Source organism: Pseudomonas sp. HMSC067G02 (genome assembly GCF_001813485.1).
Lineage (GTDB): Bacteria > Pseudomonadota > Gammaproteobacteria > Pseudomonadales > Pseudomonadaceae > Pseudomonas > Pseudomonas aeruginosa.
The window spans coordinates 33,194-49,765 of sequence record NZ_KV812632.1 but is presented as its reverse complement, the minus strand read 5'-3'; the positions used below and the strand labels follow the sequence as shown (position 1 = coordinate 49,765).

At 67.4% G+C, this 16,572-nt stretch carries 17 protein-coding genes; 8 read left to right on the top strand and 9 right to left on the bottom strand.

What is annotated here, in order from left to right; all coding sequences use genetic code 11:
- From fliH to fliJ, 3 genes are read left to right on the top strand one after another with little or no spacing between them, the layout of a single operon-like run.
- On the top strand, positions 1-807 hold the full coding sequence (fliH, locus tag HMPREF2914_RS04140) for a flagellar assembly protein FliH (protein ID WP_003082217.1): 807 nt from the start codon (positions 1-3) through the stop codon (positions 805-807).
- Positions 797-2,152, top strand: a complete 1,356-nt coding sequence (fliI, locus tag HMPREF2914_RS04135) for a flagellar protein export ATPase FliI (protein ID WP_003086458.1) — start codon at positions 797-799, stop codon at positions 2,150-2,152. The genes fliH and fliI overlap by 11 nt, the downstream gene beginning before the upstream one ends.
- 13 nt (positions 2,153-2,165) lie before the next feature.
- Entirely contained in the window at positions 2,166-2,609 is a 444-nt protein-coding gene (fliJ, locus tag HMPREF2914_RS04130; protein WP_003082220.1) for a flagellar export protein FliJ, read from the top strand.
- A 4-nt stretch (positions 2,610-2,613) separates the two neighbouring features.
- Here fliJ and HMPREF2914_RS04125 read toward each other — a convergent pair whose 3' ends face one another.
- The 3 genes from HMPREF2914_RS04125 to HMPREF2914_RS04115 all read right to left on the bottom strand — a co-directional run bounded on the left by HMPREF2914_RS04125 (position 2,614) and on the right by HMPREF2914_RS04115 (position 5,996).
- Positions 2,614-3,327, bottom strand: coding sequence for a TorF family putative porin (locus HMPREF2914_RS04125; protein ID WP_003086461.1), 714 nt, complete (start codon positions 3,325-3,327; stop codon positions 2,614-2,616).
- A 198-nt stretch (positions 3,328-3,525) separates the two neighbouring features.
- A complete protein-coding gene (gene roeA / locus HMPREF2914_RS04120) occupies positions 3,526-4,722 on the bottom strand; it encodes a diguanylate cyclase RoeA (RefSeq protein WP_003086463.1) in 1,197 nt (398 codons plus the stop codon).
- Positions 4,723-4,838: 116 nt separating this feature from the next.
- Positions 4,839-5,996: a multidrug effflux MFS transporter gene (locus tag HMPREF2914_RS04115; protein WP_023092124.1), complete on the bottom strand. Its 1,158-nt coding sequence runs from the start codon at positions 5,994-5,996 to the stop codon at positions 4,839-4,841.
- An 89-nt stretch (positions 5,997-6,085) separates the two neighbouring features.
- Between HMPREF2914_RS04115 and HMPREF2914_RS04110 the strand changes: the two genes are divergently transcribed.
- Positions 6,086-6,865: an AraC family transcriptional regulator gene (locus HMPREF2914_RS04110; protein WP_023092123.1), complete on the top strand. Its 780-nt coding sequence runs from the start codon at positions 6,086-6,088 to the stop codon at positions 6,863-6,865.
- A gap of 4 nt (positions 6,866-6,869) precedes the next feature.
- Here the strand turns inward: HMPREF2914_RS04110 and HMPREF2914_RS04105 are convergent, their stop codons facing one another.
- Positions 6,870-7,580, bottom strand: coding sequence for an rRNA pseudouridine synthase (locus tag HMPREF2914_RS04105; protein ID WP_023092122.1), 711 nt, complete (start codon positions 7,578-7,580; stop codon positions 6,870-6,872).
- Positions 7,581-7,692: 112 nt separating this feature from the next.
- Between HMPREF2914_RS04105 and hcuA the strand changes: the two genes are divergently transcribed.
- Both hcuA and hcuB read left to right on the top strand, forming a co-directional pair.
- Positions 7,693-8,316 carry a hydrophobic compound transporter HcuA gene (gene hcuA, locus HMPREF2914_RS04100; protein ID WP_003086467.1) on the top strand — a complete coding sequence of 208 codons (624 nt, stop codon included), beginning with the start codon at positions 7,693-7,695 and terminating at the stop codon, positions 8,314-8,316.
- 91 nt (positions 8,317-8,407) lie between these two features.
- Positions 8,408-9,556, top strand: coding sequence for a hydrophobic compound transporter HcuB (hcuB, locus tag HMPREF2914_RS04095; protein WP_023092121.1), 1,149 nt, complete (start codon positions 8,408-8,410; stop codon positions 9,554-9,556).
- A gap of 3 nt (positions 9,557-9,559) precedes the next feature.
- Here hcuB and HMPREF2914_RS04090 read toward each other — a convergent pair whose 3' ends face one another.
- Together HMPREF2914_RS04090 and HMPREF2914_RS04085 are read right to left on the bottom strand one after the other, a co-directional pair.
- Entirely contained in the window at positions 9,560-9,781 is a 222-nt protein-coding gene (locus HMPREF2914_RS04090; RefSeq protein WP_003082243.1) for a VF530 family protein, read from the bottom strand.
- 100 nt (positions 9,782-9,881) lie between these two features.
- A complete protein-coding gene (locus HMPREF2914_RS04085) occupies positions 9,882-10,073 on the bottom strand; it encodes a hypothetical protein (protein WP_003109112.1) in 192 nt (63 codons plus the stop codon).
- A gap of 470 nt (positions 10,074-10,543) precedes the next feature.
- Between HMPREF2914_RS04085 and hcuC the strand changes: the two genes are divergently transcribed.
- Positions 10,544-12,310, top strand: coding sequence for a hydrophobic compound transporter HcuC (gene hcuC, locus HMPREF2914_RS04080; protein ID WP_003086478.1), 1,767 nt, complete (start codon positions 10,544-10,546; stop codon positions 12,308-12,310).
- A 2-nt stretch (positions 12,311-12,312) separates the two neighbouring features.
- On the opposite strand, the gene HMPREF2914_RS04075 is transcribed toward hcuC, so the two are convergent.
- Both HMPREF2914_RS04075 and HMPREF2914_RS04070 read right to left on the bottom strand, forming a co-directional pair.
- Positions 12,313-12,648, bottom strand: a complete 336-nt coding sequence (locus HMPREF2914_RS04075; protein WP_003086480.1) for a lysozyme inhibitor LprI family protein — start codon at positions 12,646-12,648, stop codon at positions 12,313-12,315.
- Between the two features lie 103 nt (positions 12,649-12,751).
- Positions 12,752-15,076, bottom strand: a complete 2,325-nt coding sequence (locus HMPREF2914_RS04070; RefSeq protein ID WP_023092120.1) for an LTA synthase family protein — start codon at positions 15,074-15,076, stop codon at positions 12,752-12,754.
- 254 nt (positions 15,077-15,330) lie between these two features.
- Between HMPREF2914_RS04070 and HMPREF2914_RS04065 the strand changes: the two genes are divergently transcribed.
- Positions 15,331-16,170, top strand: a complete 840-nt coding sequence (locus HMPREF2914_RS04065) for a CvfB family protein (RefSeq protein WP_023092119.1) — start codon at positions 15,331-15,333, stop codon at positions 16,168-16,170.
- 9 nt (positions 16,171-16,179) lie between these two features.
- Here the strand turns inward: HMPREF2914_RS04065 and HMPREF2914_RS04060 are convergent, their stop codons facing one another.
- Complete coding sequence (locus HMPREF2914_RS04060; RefSeq protein WP_003082252.1) at positions 16,180-16,554, bottom strand: hypothetical protein; 375 nt, start codon at positions 16,552-16,554, stop codon at positions 16,180-16,182.
- Positions 16,555-16,572 lie beyond the last annotated feature (18 nt).

Here is a 16,572-nt window from a genome sequence, read left to right as displayed (position 1 = left end):
GTGGTCCCCCACGACAAGGACAAAGACAATCCCAGCGAACTGATCCGCGGCAAGGACGTGGCGGCCTTCGGCCTCTGGTCGTTGCCGAGCTTCGACGAGCCGCGCGACGAGCCGGCCGTTGCCGCGCCGCAGGTGCCCGCGGTCGCCGAACCCGCGCCGGCGCCGCCGGCGGTGGAAGAGGTCGAGCTGGAGACCGTCAAGCCGCCGACGCTGGAGGAAATCGAGGCGATCCGCCAGGACGCCTACAACGAAGGCTTCGCCACCGGCGAGCGCGACGGTTTCCACGCCGGCCAGTTGAAGGCGCGGCAGGAAGCCGAGGAGGCGCTGAAGGAGCGCCTGCAAAGTCTCGAGCGCCTGATGACGCAGCTCCTGGAACCCATCGCCGAGCAGGACGCCCTGATCGAGCAGGGCATGGTCAACCTGGTCAACCACGTTGCCCGCCAGGTGATCCAGCGCGAACTGCACATGGACTCCAGCCATGTCCGCCAGGTCCTGCGCGAGGCTCTGAAGCTGCTGCCGATGGGCGCGGCGAACATCCGTATCCATGTCAACCCGCAGGACTTCGAGCGGGTCAAGGCGCTGCGCGAGCGCCACGAAGAGAGCTGGCGGATTCTCGAGGACGATTCGTTGCTGCCCGGCGGCTGCCGCATCGAGACCGAGCACAGTCGCATCGACGCGACCATCGAGACGCGCCTGGCGCAGGCAGTGAAGCAACTGTTCGAGCAACAGCGCGAACAGGCGACCCATCCGCTGGCCAGCGACATCCGGATCGACCTCGACGCCCCCGGAGACGTCGATGCGCCTTGAGCGAACCAGTTTCGCCAGGCGCCTGGAGGGCTACACCGAGGCTGTCTCGCTGCCGGCGCAGCCGGTGGTCGAGGGCCGCCTGCTGCGCATGGTCGGCCTGACCCTCGAAGCCGAAGGCCTGCAGGCCGCGGTCGGCAGCCGCTGCAACGTGATCAACGAAAGCGGCTACCACCCGGTGCAGGTGGAGGCCGAAGTGATGGGCTTTTCCGGTAGCAAGGTGTACCTGATGCCGGTCGGCAGCCTCGCCGGCATCGCGCCTGGCGCGCGGGTCGTGCCGCTGCCGGACACCGGGCGCCTGCCGATGGGCATGTCGATGCTCGGCCGGGTGCTCGACGGCGCCGGCCGCGCCCTCGACGGCAAGGGCGGGATGCGCGCCGAAGACTGGGTGCCGATGGACGGCCCGACGATCAACCCGCTCAAGCGCCACCCGATCAGCGAACCTCTCGACGTCGGCATCCGCTCGATCAATGGCCTGCTCACGGTCGGCCGCGGCCAGCGCCTCGGCCTGTTCGCCGGTACCGGGGTGGGCAAGTCGGTGCTGCTGGGGATGATGACCCGTTTCACCAGGGCCGACATCATCGTCGTCGGTCTGATCGGCGAGCGGGGTCGCGAGGTGAAGGAGTTCATCGACGAGATCCTCGGCGAGGAAGGCCTCAAGCGCTCCGTGGTGGTCGCCTCGCCGGCCGACGACGCGCCGCTGATGCGCCTGCGCGCCGCGCAATACTGCACGCGGATCGCCGAGTACTTCCGCGACAAGGGCAAGAACGTATTGCTGCTGATGGACTCGCTGACCCGCTACGCCCAGGCCCAGCGCGAGATCGCCCTGGCCATCGGCGAGCCGCCGGCGACCAAAGGGTATCCGCCATCGGTGTTCGCCAAGCTGCCGAAGCTGGTGGAACGCGCCGGCAATGCCGAAGCCGGTGGCGGCTCAATCACCGCGTTCTACACCGTGCTCTCCGAGGGCGACGACCAGCAGGACCCGATCGCCGACGCCGCTCGCGGCGTGCTCGACGGGCACTTCGTATTGTCCCGGCGGCTGGCCGAGGAAGGCCACTATCCGGCCATCGATATCGAAGCTTCGATCAGCCGGGTGATGCCGCAGGTGGTCGAGGCCGAGCACCTGCGCGACGCCCAGCGCTTCAAGCAGCTCTGGTCGCGCTACCAGCAGAGTCGCGACCTGATCAGCGTCGGTGCCTACGTGGCCGGCGGCGATCCCGAGACCGACCTGGCCATCGCACGCTTCCCGGTCATGCGCCAGTTCCTGCGCCAGGGCCTCGACGAAAGCGAAAGCCTGGCGGAAAGCCGTGCGCGGCTGGCGAGCCTGCTCGCCGGCGGGCAGGCCTGAGGCGCCCTGAGGCATGGAGAAGCGCGCGGCGCGGCTGGCGCCGGTGGTGGACATGGCCAGCAAGGCCGAGCGGGATGCCGCGACCCAGCTGGGCAGGTGCCAGCAGCAATTGCTCGCGGCACAGCAGAAGCTGGCGGAGCTGGAACGCTACCGCAACGACTACCAGCAGCAATGGATCAGCCAGGGCCAGAAGGGCGTCAGCGGCCAGTGGCTGATGAACTACCAGCGCTTCCTCTCGCAACTGGAGACCGCCGTCGCCCAGCAGGCCAACAGCGTGACCTGGCACCGCGAGGCGGTGGACAAGGCGCGGCTCAACTGGCAGGAGAGATACGCCCGCCTGGAAGGGCTGCGCAAGCTGGTCGAGCGCTACCTGGAAGAGGCGCGCCAGGCCGAGGACAAGCGCGAGCAGAAACAGCTCGACGAACTCGCCCAGCGTACCCGCCGCCAGGACGACTGACGACTCAGAAGAACGGACGCGACGCCTTCAGCATGAACGTGGTGTCGCAGTAGCTGTTGTGTCCCGAGTAGGCGCTGCAATCGCTGCCGGTCAGGCTGGTGCCGCTGTAGGACAGGTTCAGGTCGATGCCCAGCCAGGGCCGCGAGAGGTTCACCGACCAGTCGTTGAAGACGCTCACGTAGCCCCCGCCGCTGAGGCTCGCCGGGTTGTCCAGGCGATGGTTGCCGTACTTCAGGGTGACGTCGAAACCGAACGGCGGGTTGACCCCGAGGTCGGCGAACAGGGTGGTGTCGTTGCGCCCCGGGTCGCTGCTCAGGGCCGCGCCGAGCCGGCTGCCGAAGATCGACAGGCCGCCGTAGAGTTCGGCTGCGTCGTTGGCCGGCTGCTCCGGGCGGCTGTAGCGGATCAGGCCCATTTCGTAGCCCAGGCGGTTGTTCAGCGGGCGCTTGAAGCCGGCGTAGGAGTCGATCTCGGTGGGCTTGCCGGGGTCGAGGTTGGAGGTCCAGTTGCCGATGTACCAGCCACTTTCGTGGCTTAGGTCGAGGCCGCCGTGGAAACTGCCGGAGCTGCCCGGGGTGACCAGGCCCTGGGCCATGCTGCGGGTCGGACTGGTGGCCAGCTTGAGTTCGAAATCGCCCAGGTCGCGGGCCATCACCTGGGCCAGGGCCGAGGAACTGGCGAGCAGGGCGCAGGTGAGCACGAGCAGGTGCTTGAGCATGGTTCTCCCCTGGTAATGCGGACAACGGCGCTGCGCCGGTCTTCCCGCACGACGCCAACGGCAAGGCCGCGGCATGGGGCCGGGCGAGGTCGGGCAGGTCGGAAGGGCAGGAAGAGCGGCGAGCTAGAGCGCCACGGACCATCTTAACCAAGGTTCGGGCGGCTGACCGACCGCTCGTCAGGGCCGGCCGATCAATTGTTACCGCAGGCTTTCCGCGAGGCTGGCCAGGCGAATCACTTCCACCCGGTTGCGACCGCTGCTCTTGGCCCGGTAGAGAGCCTGGTCGGCGGCGCTGTAGAGCTGCTCGTAGCTGGCCTGGCCGCCTCCGTCGAGGCTGGCCACGCCGAAGCTGGCGGTCAGGCAGAGCACGCCGTCCTGCGTCGCCAGCGGGGTACCTTCGAGGCGTTCGCGGAGTTTTTCCGCAAGGCTGCGAGCCTGCTGCTCGGCGGTGTCGGGCAGGAGCAGGAGGAATTCTTCCCCGCCCAGGCGCGCCACGCTGTCGCTGCTACGGGTATTGCCGCGCAGCAGGTTGGCGGCATGGCGGATGACCTCGTCGCCGAAGGGGTGCCCATAGCGGTCGTTGATGTACTTGAAGTGATCCAGGTCGACCATCAGCAGGCTCAGCGGCTGCGGTTGGCGAGCGATGCGTGCGAGTTCCATGAGCACCAGCTGGTCGAATTCGCGACGATTGAACAGGCCGGTCAGCGGGTCGTGACCGGCCAGGTACTCCAACTGGCGATTCTTCTCCTCCAGCTCCTGCCGCTGCAACTCCAGCTTGCGTTGCTGGCGCAGGTTGCGCACGTGCCCGTGCCAGAGGATCAGCGACAGCAGCAGGCCGAGGCCGAACGCGGTGAGGCCGTTGGCCTGGTTCGACAGGCGCAGTTGCGGGTCGGCCTGGGCGTAGCCCATCGCCAGTTGGAAGACCAGCATGGCCAGGCCGTAGAAAGGCACGGCGTAGGCCGGGCGGATCAGGATGAACATGGCGCAGGCGAAACAGGCCAGCAGCAGCGGCGTGATGTTGCTGGTGATGCGCTGGTCGATGCAGGCGATGGCGACGCCGAAGCCTATGATCCCTGCGCCGCCCAGCAGGATCAGCAGGCGCATGCGCCACAGCTTGGGTGGCTGGCGGCGCAGCCATAGCGCGAGCAGGCCGATGCCGCCGAAGAGCAGGGCCATGGCGCCATGGGCGTACATGATTTCCTGGCGCCAGAGCTGATGGCCGAGGTCCGGGCGGAAGTCCTTCAGGGAAAACACCAGGATGTGGATCAGGTTGAAGGGGACGGTCAGCAGCGCGAGGTGGGTCAGACGCGAGAGATTCTCCAGGGCGATGGGAAGGGCCAGGGACGAATTCACCTCGATGGCGTGCTGGATCGATTCGAGCGTCGTTCTGGCCACGTTCTGCGGGTCCGCGTGGGCGCTGTGCCATCACAGCATAGCAGCGTCGCGACGGCCGCCCTATCCGGCTTTCCGGGCCGGTCGTCCGGTTTGCACGGGCGTACCTGGCGCCGCTTTCATTCCGGCAGCCGCCTGGCCAGCAGCAGTGCGACCAGGCCCAGCAGGCTCCAGTACGCCGCCAGCGGCCAGGGACGGTCGAACGGTAGCAGGGTGGACGCGCCCAGTCCGAGGCCGATCAGCAGGTAGTAGGCGAGCCCGAACAGGGCTCCGGCGCGTCCCCGGCAATCGTCGTAGGCGTGCAGCGCCGGACCCAGCAGGTTGGGAATCGCCACGCCGAAGCCGATGAAGATCGGCAGGGCTGGCAGGGCCCAGTACAGGCCTTCGGCGTATCCGCCGGCGGCCAACAGCGTCTGCGCTGTCGCGCCGGCGGCCGCCAGCGCCAGGCCCAAGCGTACCCGGCGAGCGCTGTTCCAGGTGCGCGGCAGGCGTCGGTTGAGCAAGGCGCCGAGGCTCCCGGCAATGGCGATGGCCAGGCCGATCCAGCCGAAGCCCAGGCCGGGCAGGTCGCCGACCATGAACGGCCCGGCGGCGTAGAAGGAGAACACCAGCACATTGAGCACCGCCACCAGCAGTGCGCGCGTCTGTAGCGGGCGGTCGGCCAGGACCCGTCGGAAGATCGCCAGGGTCGCGGGCTCGGGCGTGCCCGCCAGCAGCGGACGGGTTTCCGGCCAGGCCGGGACGACCAGCGCCGCCAGCGAGGCGAGCAGCACCGCCAGGGTGGCGAACACCGCCGGATGCCCGCCGAGGTCGGCCAGCCACTGGCCGCCGAGGGGACCGACTGCCGGCGACCAGGCCAGCACCGCGCCGAGCGTGACGAAATAGCTCATCAACGCCGTGCCTTGCAGTACATCGCGCAGGCTGGCCTGCACCGTCACCGAGCAGGTCGCCAGGCCGAGGCCCTGGACCAGGCGACAGGCAAGCAGGTAGGAATAGTCGGTACTGGCCCAGGCACCGAAGGTCGCCAGGGCCGCCAGGCCGAGCCCGCCGAGCAGAGCCGGGCGTCGGCCGAGGCGGTCGGCCAGCCAGCCCCAGAGCCAGATGCCGGGGGCGAAACCGACGAAGAACAGCGCCATGGTCCACTGGCTGGTAGCGTCGTCCAGTCGCCAGTGGCTGGCCAGGGCCGGCAGCGCGGGGGAAAGGATGGTTTCGGCGACTTGCGGCAGGGCTAGCAGGGCGAGCACCAGCAGCAGGGGAGGGCGAGGACGGTCAGGCATGATGGCTCCGGAAAAAAGAGCCAAGCCTAGGTCGCCTGCGCCTGGCAGAATGCTGCGGTCAGGACGGAAAACATCGCGAAGAGGACAAGGTGCCGCGCTATCCCTACGAACGGGTCGAGGATCCCGATCTCGCCCGCTGCCCGGTGGTCGGCCTCGAGGTCGACAGCACCGGCCACCGCAGCGACTGGCATTGCCACCGGCGCGCGCAGTTGCTGTACATGGCGGCCGGTAGCGTCACGCTGTATTTCGCCGAGCGCATTTGCCAATTGACGCCGCTCCAGGCCGCCTGGCTGCCGGCCGGCGTGCCGCATCGCACGGTCCTTCACGGGCGCTTCGCCTACCGTAGCCTGTACTTCGAACCCTCGGCGTTCGCCGAGCTGCCGGACAGCGTCCAGGTCCTCGAGGTCGGGCCGCTACTGCGCGAACTGATCCTGCGCATGACCGGCTGGGCAGCCGACTTGCAATTGGAAGGGCGGCACCTGACGCTGTTGCGCGCACTGTTCGATGAACTGGCGACCGCCCCGGCACACGCCGCGAGCCTGCCGATGCCGCGCGATGCGCGGGCGCTGAAGGTGGCCGAGGCGCTGCTGGCGCAACCCGCGCTGGGCTGGAGCATCGAGGCATGGGGACGCGAGGTCGGCGCCAGCGGGCGGACCCTGGCGCGTCTGTTCACCGAGCAGACCGGCCTGGGTTTCTCTCGCTGGCGAACCCAGGCTCGCTTGTTCGAAGCGCGGAGACGCCTGGCCGAAGGCCGCTCGGTGACCGAGGTCGCCCACGCCCTGGGCTACGCCAGCGACAGTGCGTTCATCGCCATGTACCGGCGGGTCTGCGGGCAGTCGCCGGGGCGCGCCCTGCGTGGCCGCGAATGAGCGCTCAGAAGCGTTCGTGGAGGCCGAGGTAGCGCCATTCGCCGAGCGGTAGCCTGGCCAGCGACAGCGCGCCGATGCGCAGGCGGCGGATGCTCCGCACTTCCAGCCCCTCGCTTTCGCACATGAAGCGCAACTGGCCGGGCAGCACGTCTTTGAGGGCGAAGCGCAGGTGGCTTTCGTTCTGCCAGCTGACCTTGCACGGCGATAGCCTGCGATCCTGGTAGGCGAGGCCGTGGCGCAGGCGCTCGAGGCCGCCGGCGGCCAGGTCGCCGGCGACCTCGACCAGGTATTCCTGCTCCAGCCGTGCACCGTCGTCCACCAGCTTGCGCAGTACGCCGTGCTGCTGGCTGAACACCACCAGCCCGGAAGCCTCGCTGTCCAGCGCGAGGGTGGGACGCTGGCGGGCGAAGTGTTTCTTCAGCGCTCGCAAGGGACTGGGGTCATCGCTCCAGCGCCGCCCCGCGGCGAGCAGACCTTCGAAATCGTCGTGGCGCCAGCCGGCCGGCTTGTGCAACAGCAGGGTGGCCGGTTCGATCGTTTCCGCGCGGGCGCCCGGCAGCAGCTCCACGCGCTGGTCGAGCACCTTGAACTGTGGCTCCTCGATCACTTCGCCGTCGACGCTGACCCAGCCGCCCTCGATGTACAGCTCGGCTTCGCGGCGCGAGCAGGCGGTGAGTTCGGCGAGGCGTTTGGACAGGCGGATCGGGTCGGTCATGGCGAGGCTACTGGAATGAAAGACCGCCAGTTTACTCGTTGTGGCGATGGGCGCCGAGGAATGATTCGGCGCCCGCTCGGTCCCAACTTAAGGAACCGGAGAGGAGACCCTCATGCAGTCACGCCTGATCGATGGCCTGGAATGGGACCTGGACGAGGATGGCAGCGGCGGCCTGTGCAACGCCAATGGCGACAAGGTCCATCTGCGCCAGGGCGACATGGACGGCGCCTGCGGGCCCTACTGCCTGGTCATGGCGATGCTGGTCCGCGGTCAACTGCGCCGGCGCCAGGCCAAGGGCCTGGAGCGGGTCGACAGTCGCAGTCGCTACGGGCGCCTGATGAAGGCGCTGGACCAGCACGGCCCGCTGCTGCGCGTCGGCACCACCGGCGTCGACCTGCTGGAGCTGCTGGCCGAGATCAACGATACCGAGCATTTCGCCCTCAAGGGCGAGGGGCGCAGGTTGGTCCGGCACACCCGCGAATACCTGGAGGCCGGCTTTCCGGTAGTGCTCGGTTTCCACGGCCGCAAGGGCAGCGATATCCGCCACTGGGGCCTGGCCATCGGCATGAGCGAGCGTGCCTTCCTGCTCCTCGACCCGGCCCACGACCTGCCGCGCGGGCAGGCCTGGAACGCGGTGATCACCAGCGAGGCGCACGGTTCCCGGTTCGGCTATCGCTATATCAATGCCAAGGGCACCTGGGCGGTGACCCTCAAGGAAATGGTCGCCTTGCTTTGAGGGGCGGGTTTGTTACAGCCCGTGTGCGGACCGCCAGGCGCGGCGGATCTGCGACTAGAGTGGTGTTTTTGCTTGGGGAAGGAGAGAACGCATGCCGGGCCTGTCTTTGAATGCCATCCTGCTGAGCGCTGTCGCACTGCTCGCCCCGTCGGCCGAGGCGGTGGACGCCGGTCGCCACGACAGCGAGCTGGGCGCCGTCGAGGTCACCCCGGTGGTTGGCGGTCTGGCCTATCCCTGGGCCGTCGCCTTCCTGCCGGACAACCAGGGCATGTTGGTCACCGAGCGGCCCGGCAGCTTGCGTTTCGTCAGTCCCGAGGGCCAGTTGTCGGCGCCGCTGGAAGGCGTACCCAGGGTCTTCGCCAGCGGCCAGGGGGGCCTGCTCGACGTCGCCTTGTCGCCGGGGTTCGCCGAGGACCGGCTGGTCTACCTGACCTATGCCGAGGCCGGCGAGGACGGCCGCGCCGGAACGGCGGCGGGACGCGGCCGGTTATCGGCGGACAAGCGACGGCTGGAGGGTTTCCACGTGATCTTCCGGCAGTTGCCGAAGCTTTCCAGCGGCCATCACTTCGGCTCGCGCCTGGTCTTCGACGGCAAGGGCCACCTGTTCATCGCCCTCGGCGAGAACAACCAGCGCAGCACCTCGCAGGACCTGGACAAGTTGCAGGGCAAGATCGTCCGCCTGTATCCGGACGGCGGCGTTCCCAAGGACAATCCCTTCGTCGGCCGTACAGACGCGCGGCCGGAGCTCTGGAGCTATGGCCACCGCAACCAGCAGGGCGCCGCGTTGAATCCCTGGACCGGCCGGCTCTGGACCCACGAGCACGGCCCGCGCGGCGGCGACGAGATCAACATACCCCAGGCCGGCGGGAACTACGGCTGGCCGCTGGCGACCCATGGAATCAACTACACCCTGCTGCCGATCCCCGAAGCCAGGGGCAAGGCCGTCGACGGTACCGAGGCGCCGCACCATGTCTGGGAGAAGTCGCCGGCGATCAGCGGCATGGCGTTCTACGATGCGCAGCGCTTCCCGGCCTGGCAGCACAACCTGTTCATCGGCGCGCTGGCGACGCAGGAACTGATCCGCCTGCAACTGGATGGCGACCGGGTCGTCCACGAAGAGCGCCTGCTGGGCGATCTCGGGGTGCGCATCCGCGACGTGCGGCAGGGCCCGGACGGCTATCTCTACCTGCTCACCGACCAGAAGGACGGGCAATTGCTGCGCCTGGGGTTGGCGCGCTAGCCTTCAGCCTTGGTTGCGCTTGAGCTGGACGTAGAGCGCCTCGACCTTTTCCCGGGCCCAGGGCGTCTTGCGCAGGAAGGCGAGGCTGGACTTGATGCTCGGGTCGTTCCTGAAACAACGAATGTCGACCCGTTTGCCAAGCTCCGCCCAGCCGTGGTGGGCGACCAGTTCGGTGAGCAGTTTTTCCAGGGTGACGCCGTGCAGTGGATCGGGATGGCCAGGCATGAAGGGCTCGGGATTCAGGCAATGAAAAAGGGGATGGAGCGTGGCACATCTGCGTGCCGGCCTGCCATCCCCTTCGTAGTCCCCGGCGAGGGGCGGGCGATCAGCGCTTCTTGCTGATGGTGATCTGCCGCGACGGGCCGTAGACCTGGCCGCTGACGCCCTTGGCGATCTTCTGGATCTCGCCGCCGGCCTGGAGGAAGGCGGCGACCTGCGCTTCGATGGATTCGCGGGTTTCGACCGCGGGAGCCGGCTTGGCGGCTTTCGGCGCGACGGTTTTCTTCATGATGGCCATATCCGGGGACCTGTCTCTGCATTAAATATGGCCGTTCATTATAACCGAAGCGGCGTTTTATTTCATCTTGAATATTGTCGATCAGATTTCGGACGTAACCTGCTGTTTTCTATAAAGTCCGTTAGGCAATACCCGAGCGAGGCGCTGCGGCATTGGCGAGCCGGCGGCGAACTGCTCGAGGTCTCCGCGGCTGGATGTCCCGCCGACCCCGGGCGACGCAGGATACCGCCAGGTGGATAACTCCTTCGCGCATCCCGGCATGAATTCCAATGTTTGCACTAATTGAGCGAGAAAGTTCTCCGGGGCTCTAACTCGCCTATATCGAGAATAATGAAAAGTTCACGATTAGTTATCGGCTAAGTTGCCCGGATATATACGTCGATATCATCGCGCTGCCGGCCGGGGCATGCATCGCCTCGCTGCGTTCCCGGTGCTAACCTGCGGAACCCCAGCCGCCGAGCGAGCGCCGCATGCCAGCCATTCTCTCCTCCCGCCAACGTATCGCCCTGCGCCTGGCCTGGCGCTTCATGGCGCCTTACCGCTGGCGCATGCTCGGGGCCCTGGTGGCGTTGCTGTTCACCGCGGCGATCACCCTGTCCCTGGGCCAGGGCATCCGCCTGCTGGTGGACCAGGGGTTCCTCACCGCCTCGCCCGAATTGCTCAATCGCTACATCCTGCTGTTCTTCGTGCTGGTGCTCGGCCTGGCCGTGGGCACCTTCGTGCGCTTCTACCTGGTGTCCTGGATCGGCGAGCGCTTCGTCGCCGATATCCGCAAGCGCGTGTTCGACCACCTGATCGAGTTGCATCCCGGTTTCTACGAAACCAACCGTAGCTCCGAGATCCAGTCGCGCCTGACCGCCGACACTACGCTGCTGCAGACGGTGATCGGTTCCTCGCTGTCGATGGCCCTGCGCAATGCCCTGATGCTGGTCGGCGGGGTGCTGCTGATGTTCGTCACCAACGCCAAGCTGACCAGCATCGTGGTGCTGGCGTTGCCGCTGGTGATCGCCCCAATCCTGCTGTTCGGCCGCCGCGTGCGCAGCCTGTCGCGGGAAAGCCAGGACCGGGTGGCCGACGTCGGCAGCTACGTCGGCGAAACCCTCGGCCAGATCAAGACCGTGCAGGCCTACAACCACCAGGCGCAGGATCGCCAGCGCTTCGCCGGCACCGTCGAACGCGCCTTCGACACCGCGCGCAAGCGCATCGCCCAGCGCGCCTGGCTGATCACCGTGGTGATCGTGCTGGTGCTCGGCGCGGTCGGCATCATGCTCTGGGTCGGCGGCCGCGACGTGATCGCCGGCAGCATCTCGGCCGGCGAACTGGCCGCGTTCGTCTTCTACAGCCTGATCGTCGGCATGGCCTTCGGCACCCTCAGCGAGGTGATCGGCGAATTGCAGCGCGCTGCCGGCGCCGCAGAGCGCATCGCCGAGCTGCTCAGGGCGCGCAGCGAGATCCGCCCGCCAGCGCAACCACGCAAGCTGGCGGCGCGGGTGAGCGGGAGGATCGAATTGCAGGCGGTGCGCTTCGCCTATCCGACCCGTCCCGAACACTGGGCCATCGACGACATCAGCCTGGCCGTCGAACCGGGGGAAACCCTGGCCCTGGTCGGACCTTCCGGTGCCGGCAAGTCGACCCTGTTCGATCTGCTCCTGCGTTTCTTCGATCCGCAGCAGGGACGGCTGCTGCTGGACGGACAGCCGATCGTCGAACTGGACCCGGCCGACTTGCGCCGCAGCTTTGCCCTGGTGTCGCAGAACCCCGCGCTGTTCTTCGGCAGCGTCGAGGAAAACATCCGCTACGGCCGTCCGCATGCCAGCGCCGCCGAGGTCGAGGCCGCAGCGCGTGCCGCGCATGCCCACGAGTTCATCCTGGGTCTGCCGCAGGGCTACGCCACCCACCTGGGCGAGGGCGGCATCGGCCTGTCCGGCGGCCAGCGCCAGCGCCTGGCGATCGCCCGGGCGTTGCTGGTAGACGCGCCGGTGCTGCTGCTCGACGAGGCGACCAGCGCCCTGGATGCGGAAAGCGAGCACCTGATCCAGCAGGCCCTGCCAGGCCTGATGAGCGGACGTACCACCCTGGTGATCGCCCATCGCCTGGCCACGGTGCAGAGCGCCGACCGCATCGCGGTGATCGACCAGGGGCGGCTGGTGGCGATTGGTAGCCACGCCCGTCTGATCGCCGAGAACCCGCTCTATGCGCGCCTGGCGGAACTGCAGTTCGCCGTCGGCGGACGCTAGCTTCAGAGCGGCTTGTCGATACCCGCGTACTGCTTGTCCAGCTCGTCGATACGCTGCGCGTAGGCACGGGAGAGGCAGTCGGTGTCGCCACCGCAGCGCCGGCGCTCACGCAGCCAGTCCTGCTGCCGGTCCTGCATGGCGCCGCGGCCGCCCATGGCGAACAGGCCGCGGAGGAAGTGGTACTTGACGCTCATCTCGACGTCCTTGTCGTTCAGCGCCCGGTTCGCGCAGATGGCCTTTTCGTCCGCTCGCTCAGCCTTTTCGCAATCGAAGCTGGCCGCTTCGGCCAGGGGCGCCAGCAGGAGTCCGCCGAGGGCGAGGAATGCCAGGTGCTTCATGCCGTTCTCCGTTTCGCCTGGTTGCTTGCGAATCTTCGACGCCAGCGACGGCGCTGGGTTCAGCGGGGAGCGCGCGGCGGCCGGGCGGGCCGCTCCGGCGCGGTCAGTGCGAAAGGATCAGGGCCTTCTGCTCGGGGATGACGGTGCGCTCCCGAGGGGCGTCCGCGCGTTCCGCTTCCTCGGTTTCGGGGCGGTTGGCGAACAGGCTTTTCAGGGTGCTCAGCAGCGGCTGTTCCTTCGCCGCTTCGGCGACCTGGCTGCGGCTTTCCACGGGTTCCGGGTTGGCCGCCGTGACCACGTGGAAGTCGCTGATCTCGATGATCCCGCGGCCCTCGGCGAGCAAGTGGAAGGAGAAGGCCTTGCGCGCTTCCGGGTTGTCGAAGGTGAAGCTCATGTCCAGCGGCTTGCCTTTGAGCAGGCGCGGGATGTCCGGTACCGGTATGGGAACGTCGCGTTCGAACTCCTTGGTCTTCAGCGTCACCCGGGCGCCGTTGCGGTCCATCTGCAAGGCGCGGATCTTCAGGGTGACCGTGGTCCTGCTGTTCTTCGGCATCTCCAGGTATTGCGCGCCGATCAGGTTGTCGGTCCAGTCGTTGTGGGTTTCCGGCTTCAGGCGGATGCGTTCGTGGGTGGCGAACTGGAACTCCTGGCCCAACTGGCCGGCCTGTTGCACGGAGTGGTCGAGGACGGCGGCGCGCTGGCTGACCAGGCGTGCCTGGCGTCCGCTGAAGCGACCGAGGAACTCGGCTTCGTCGGCGATGAAGCCCTCGCTGCGGTAGCGCCGGCAGACCTGCTGGAAATCGCACTCGACGAAGGTGGCCTTGCCGTCGTGGTGGCGCAGCATGCCGTTGGTGTAGGACATCATTTCGCGACCGCTGGCGTAGTCGCGGAACAGCGAGCGCCCGGAAATCCCCGCCGGCACGCGGTAGCCGAAATAGTCGAGGACGGACGCGGCGAGGTCGACGTGGCCGTAGACGCCGCTCTTGATCGGCGGCAGCGCCGCCTGTTCCGGTGCCAGCACCAGGTTGAAGCCCCAGGCCGAGGCGAGGCGCACCTGGTCGACACCGTGGGATTCGTCGGAAGTGAGCACCACCAGGGTGTCGCGCAACACGCCCTGTTTCTCCAGGTCGGCGAGGAAGGCGCCGATCGCGTCGTCGAGATAGGCCACCGCGGCCTGCTTGGCGTTCGGGTAGCGGGCCAGGTAGTCGGCAGGCGCCGAGTAGGGCTGGTGGGTGCCGACGGTGAGCAGGGTCAGCATCCAGGGTTTCTTCTGCTGGCGCAGCTGCTTCACGTAGGTCGCGGCGCCCTCGAAGAAGGCCTTGTCGTCCATGCCCCAGGGAAATTCCAGGTAGGACGTGTTGCGGAACCAGTCGCGCCCGAGGGTCTTGTCGAAGCCCATCTGCGGCATGACCTTGTCCTTGGCCATGAAGCGCAGGCCGGCACCCTGCAGGAAGTGCGTGCTGAAACCGTGCTGGCGCAGCTGGGCGGGCAGGCACTCCCTGGCCCGGGCAGGGTTGTTCAGCAGCTCGACGCCCTTCGGCGTGCCCGAGTCGAGCTTGCTGTAGTCGCCGCAGAGCATGGCGTAGAGGCCGCGGATGGTCTGGTGGCTGTGCAGCACGTAGTCCGGGGTGGTCATCGCCCGTTCGGCCCAGCCACTCAGTCTGGGCATCGGCGCTTCGTGGTAGCTGCTGTTGATGGCGGCGCGGTTGGCGGCGATATACGCGCCGGGGATTCCCTCCATGGCCACGATCAGGACGTTGCGCGCGCGCCCTCCGCCGGCCAGCAACGGCGTTCCGGAAAGGTCGAGCTGGTTGAGCCCGGCGACGTCCGGCGGGGTGTCCGGACGGTCGTCGGCGAGCCAGTCTTCGACCGCCAGTTGGCCACTGCTGAGCGCGCTGGCCAGCAGCTTGTGCGGCAGGTTGTACTGCTGCCATTGGTCGGCGTCGCTCGGACGCAGGTATTGCAGGCCGACATGCGCCGCCAGGAACGCCGCCGGCAGCGCGTAGGCATAGCGCGGCAGGCGCGGACCGCGGCGACGCCAGAGCAGCACGCAAAGCAATGTCGCGCCACCGAGGCCGAGCGCCAGTGGCAGGTGGGCGAGGCCGCCGCCCTGGGTGGAGCTGCTGACGAACTGCGGATCCAGCAGGTACTTGAGGTCGGAAGGTTCCGGCATGCGCCCGACCGCGCCGACCAGTTCGGCATTGCCGATCAGGAACAGGCACCAGAGCAGCATGACCGGGAGCGCGAACCAAAGGGAGCGTCGATGCAGGAGCAGCACCAGCAGGCTGCCGAGGGCCAGGTCCGAGAGATAGCCGAACGGCGTCGACCAGCCGAGCCAGTAGCGGCCGGCGAGGGGAACGACCAGGAACAGCGCGGCCAGCGCCAGAAGCGAGCCGCAAGATGAGAGCCAACGGCTGAGTGGACGCACAGGAACTCCTGATGAGCGGCAGCGAGAATCCTTGATAAGGATGTTCCAAAAAAGTCTTTGGGATTCACGATTTTGAAACATCGTTGTGCTTACTGCCAGTAGACAGTCGGCATTTGGGAAATGTCCGCGTGGTTCAGGATGTTTCGGCGCGAACGGCCGGCAAGGCGATGAGCGGCGTCGGCGTACCGGCAAAAACTTCCGCCCGCCTGCGTGGCGCCCGGTAGAATGCCGCCCCTTCGACAGGGGGAGACAACATGGCGGTCATCGGGCGTTTCAATTCACTGCAGGTGGTCAAGCACACGGAGTTCGGGCTCTATCTCGACGGTACCCAGCACGGCGAGATCCTCCTGCCCAAGCGCTATGTGCCGAAGGACCAGCCCAGCGAAGTGGGCGACTGGCTCAACGTGTTCATCTACCTGGACAGCGACGACCGCCTGATCGCCACCACCCAGACGCCCAAGGTCCAGGTCGGCGGTTTCGCCAGCCTGAAGGTCGTGGAGATCAACCGGATCGGCCTGTTCCTCGACTGGGGCCTGCCCAAGGACCTGCTGCTGCCGCATTCGGAAGAAAAGCGTCCGTTGCAGGTCGGCGACTACTGCGTGGTCTACGTCTACCTGGACAAGCGCACCAACCGCATCACCGCCACCGCGCGCCTGGACCGGCAGTTGGACAACCTGCCGCCGCGCTACAGCGTCGGCCAGGCGGTCGACCTGCTGGTGGTGGAGCGTACCGAGATGGGCTTCAAGGCGATCATCGAGGGCAAGCACTGGGGCCTGATCCACAAGAACGAGGCGTTCAAGTACCTCCGCAGCGGCATGCGCGAACAGGGCTACATCAAGGAATTGCGCGCGGACGGCAAGATCGCCCTGAGCCTGCAGCCGGTCGGCGCCGAGGCCGCCGTCGAGCTGAGCCAGCAGATTCTCGCCCGGCTGCTGGAGGCCGGCGGCAGCCTGCCGCTCAGCGACAAGAGTTCGCCGGAAGATATCCACCGGCTCTTCGGGGTCAGCAAGGGGACCTTCAAGAAGGCCATCGGCGGTCTCTACAAGAAAGGCCTGATCCTGATCCACCCGGAACGCATCGAACTGCCGCGCTGAGGTTTCCGCTCAGGGCTGGAGGAACGGGGCGAAGTCCAGGCCAGCGCCGCCGGGGCGGACGTCGCGCAGGCGCTTGCCGGGGTCCGCGCTCAGCTCCAGGCTGAGGGTCGGCCGGCGGGCGTTCTTGTCGCGCAGTTCCAGGCTGTCCTGCTGCTGGCGAAGGAAACCGGTGGGCACCTTCAGGTGCTCCACTGCATCGCCGGCCGGGTTCGCCAGCAGCAGGTTGAGGAACTTGCCGGCCTTCAGTTGGCTGAGCGGAATATCGAACCACCAGACATTCTTGCTCTTGTTGAAGCGGGCGAGCAGGGTGTTGCCGGCATCCAGCACGGACATGCCCAAGGCCTGGTTGAGCTGTGCGATGGCTGCCGCTTTATCGAGTTTCATGGAGTTTCCTGACGGGCC

Excerpts from the sequence above, each read along its gene's own strand:
- HMPREF2914_RS04115 (WP_023092124.1), bottom strand. The coding sequence starts at position 5,996 with ATGCCTGACCGTCCTCGCCCTCCCCTGCTGCTGGTGCTCGCCCTGCTA.
- HMPREF2914_RS04060 (WP_003082252.1), bottom strand. The coding sequence starts at position 16,554 with ATGAAACTCGATAAAGCGGCAGCCATCGCACAGCTCAACCAGGCCTTG.
- hcuB (WP_023092121.1), top strand. The coding sequence starts at position 8,408 with ATGCCGGGCCTGTCTTTGAATGCCATCCTGCTGAGCGCTGTCGCACTG.
- HMPREF2914_RS04125 (WP_003086461.1), bottom strand. The coding sequence starts at position 3,327 with ATGCTCAAGCACCTGCTCGTGCTCACCTGCGCCCTGCTCGCCAGTTCC.
- HMPREF2914_RS04105 (WP_023092122.1), bottom strand. The coding sequence starts at position 7,580 with ATGACCGACCCGATCCGCCTGTCCAAACGCCTCGCCGAACTCACCGCC.
- HMPREF2914_RS04085 (WP_003109112.1), bottom strand. The coding sequence starts at position 10,073 with ATGGCCATCATGAAGAAAACCGTCGCGCCGAAAGCCGCCAAGCCGGCT.
- HMPREF2914_RS04090 (WP_003082243.1), bottom strand. The coding sequence starts at position 9,781 with ATGCCTGGCCATCCCGATCCACTGCACGGCGTCACCCTGGAAAAACTG.
- fliI (WP_003086458.1), top strand. The coding sequence starts at position 797 with ATGCGCCTTGAGCGAACCAGTTTCGCCAGGCGCCTGGAGGGCTACACC.
- HMPREF2914_RS04065 (WP_023092119.1), top strand. The coding sequence starts at position 15,331 with ATGGCGGTCATCGGGCGTTTCAATTCACTGCAGGTGGTCAAGCACACG.
- hcuA (WP_003086467.1), top strand. The coding sequence starts at position 7,693 with ATGCAGTCACGCCTGATCGATGGCCTGGAATGGGACCTGGACGAGGAT.
- fliJ (WP_003082220.1), top strand. The coding sequence starts at position 2,166 with ATGGAGAAGCGCGCGGCGCGGCTGGCGCCGGTGGTGGACATGGCCAGC.
- HMPREF2914_RS04075 (WP_003086480.1), bottom strand. The coding sequence starts at position 12,648 with ATGAAGCACCTGGCATTCCTCGCCCTCGGCGGACTCCTGCTGGCGCCC.
- hcuC (WP_003086478.1), top strand. The coding sequence starts at position 10,544 with ATGCCAGCCATTCTCTCCTCCCGCCAACGTATCGCCCTGCGCCTGGCC.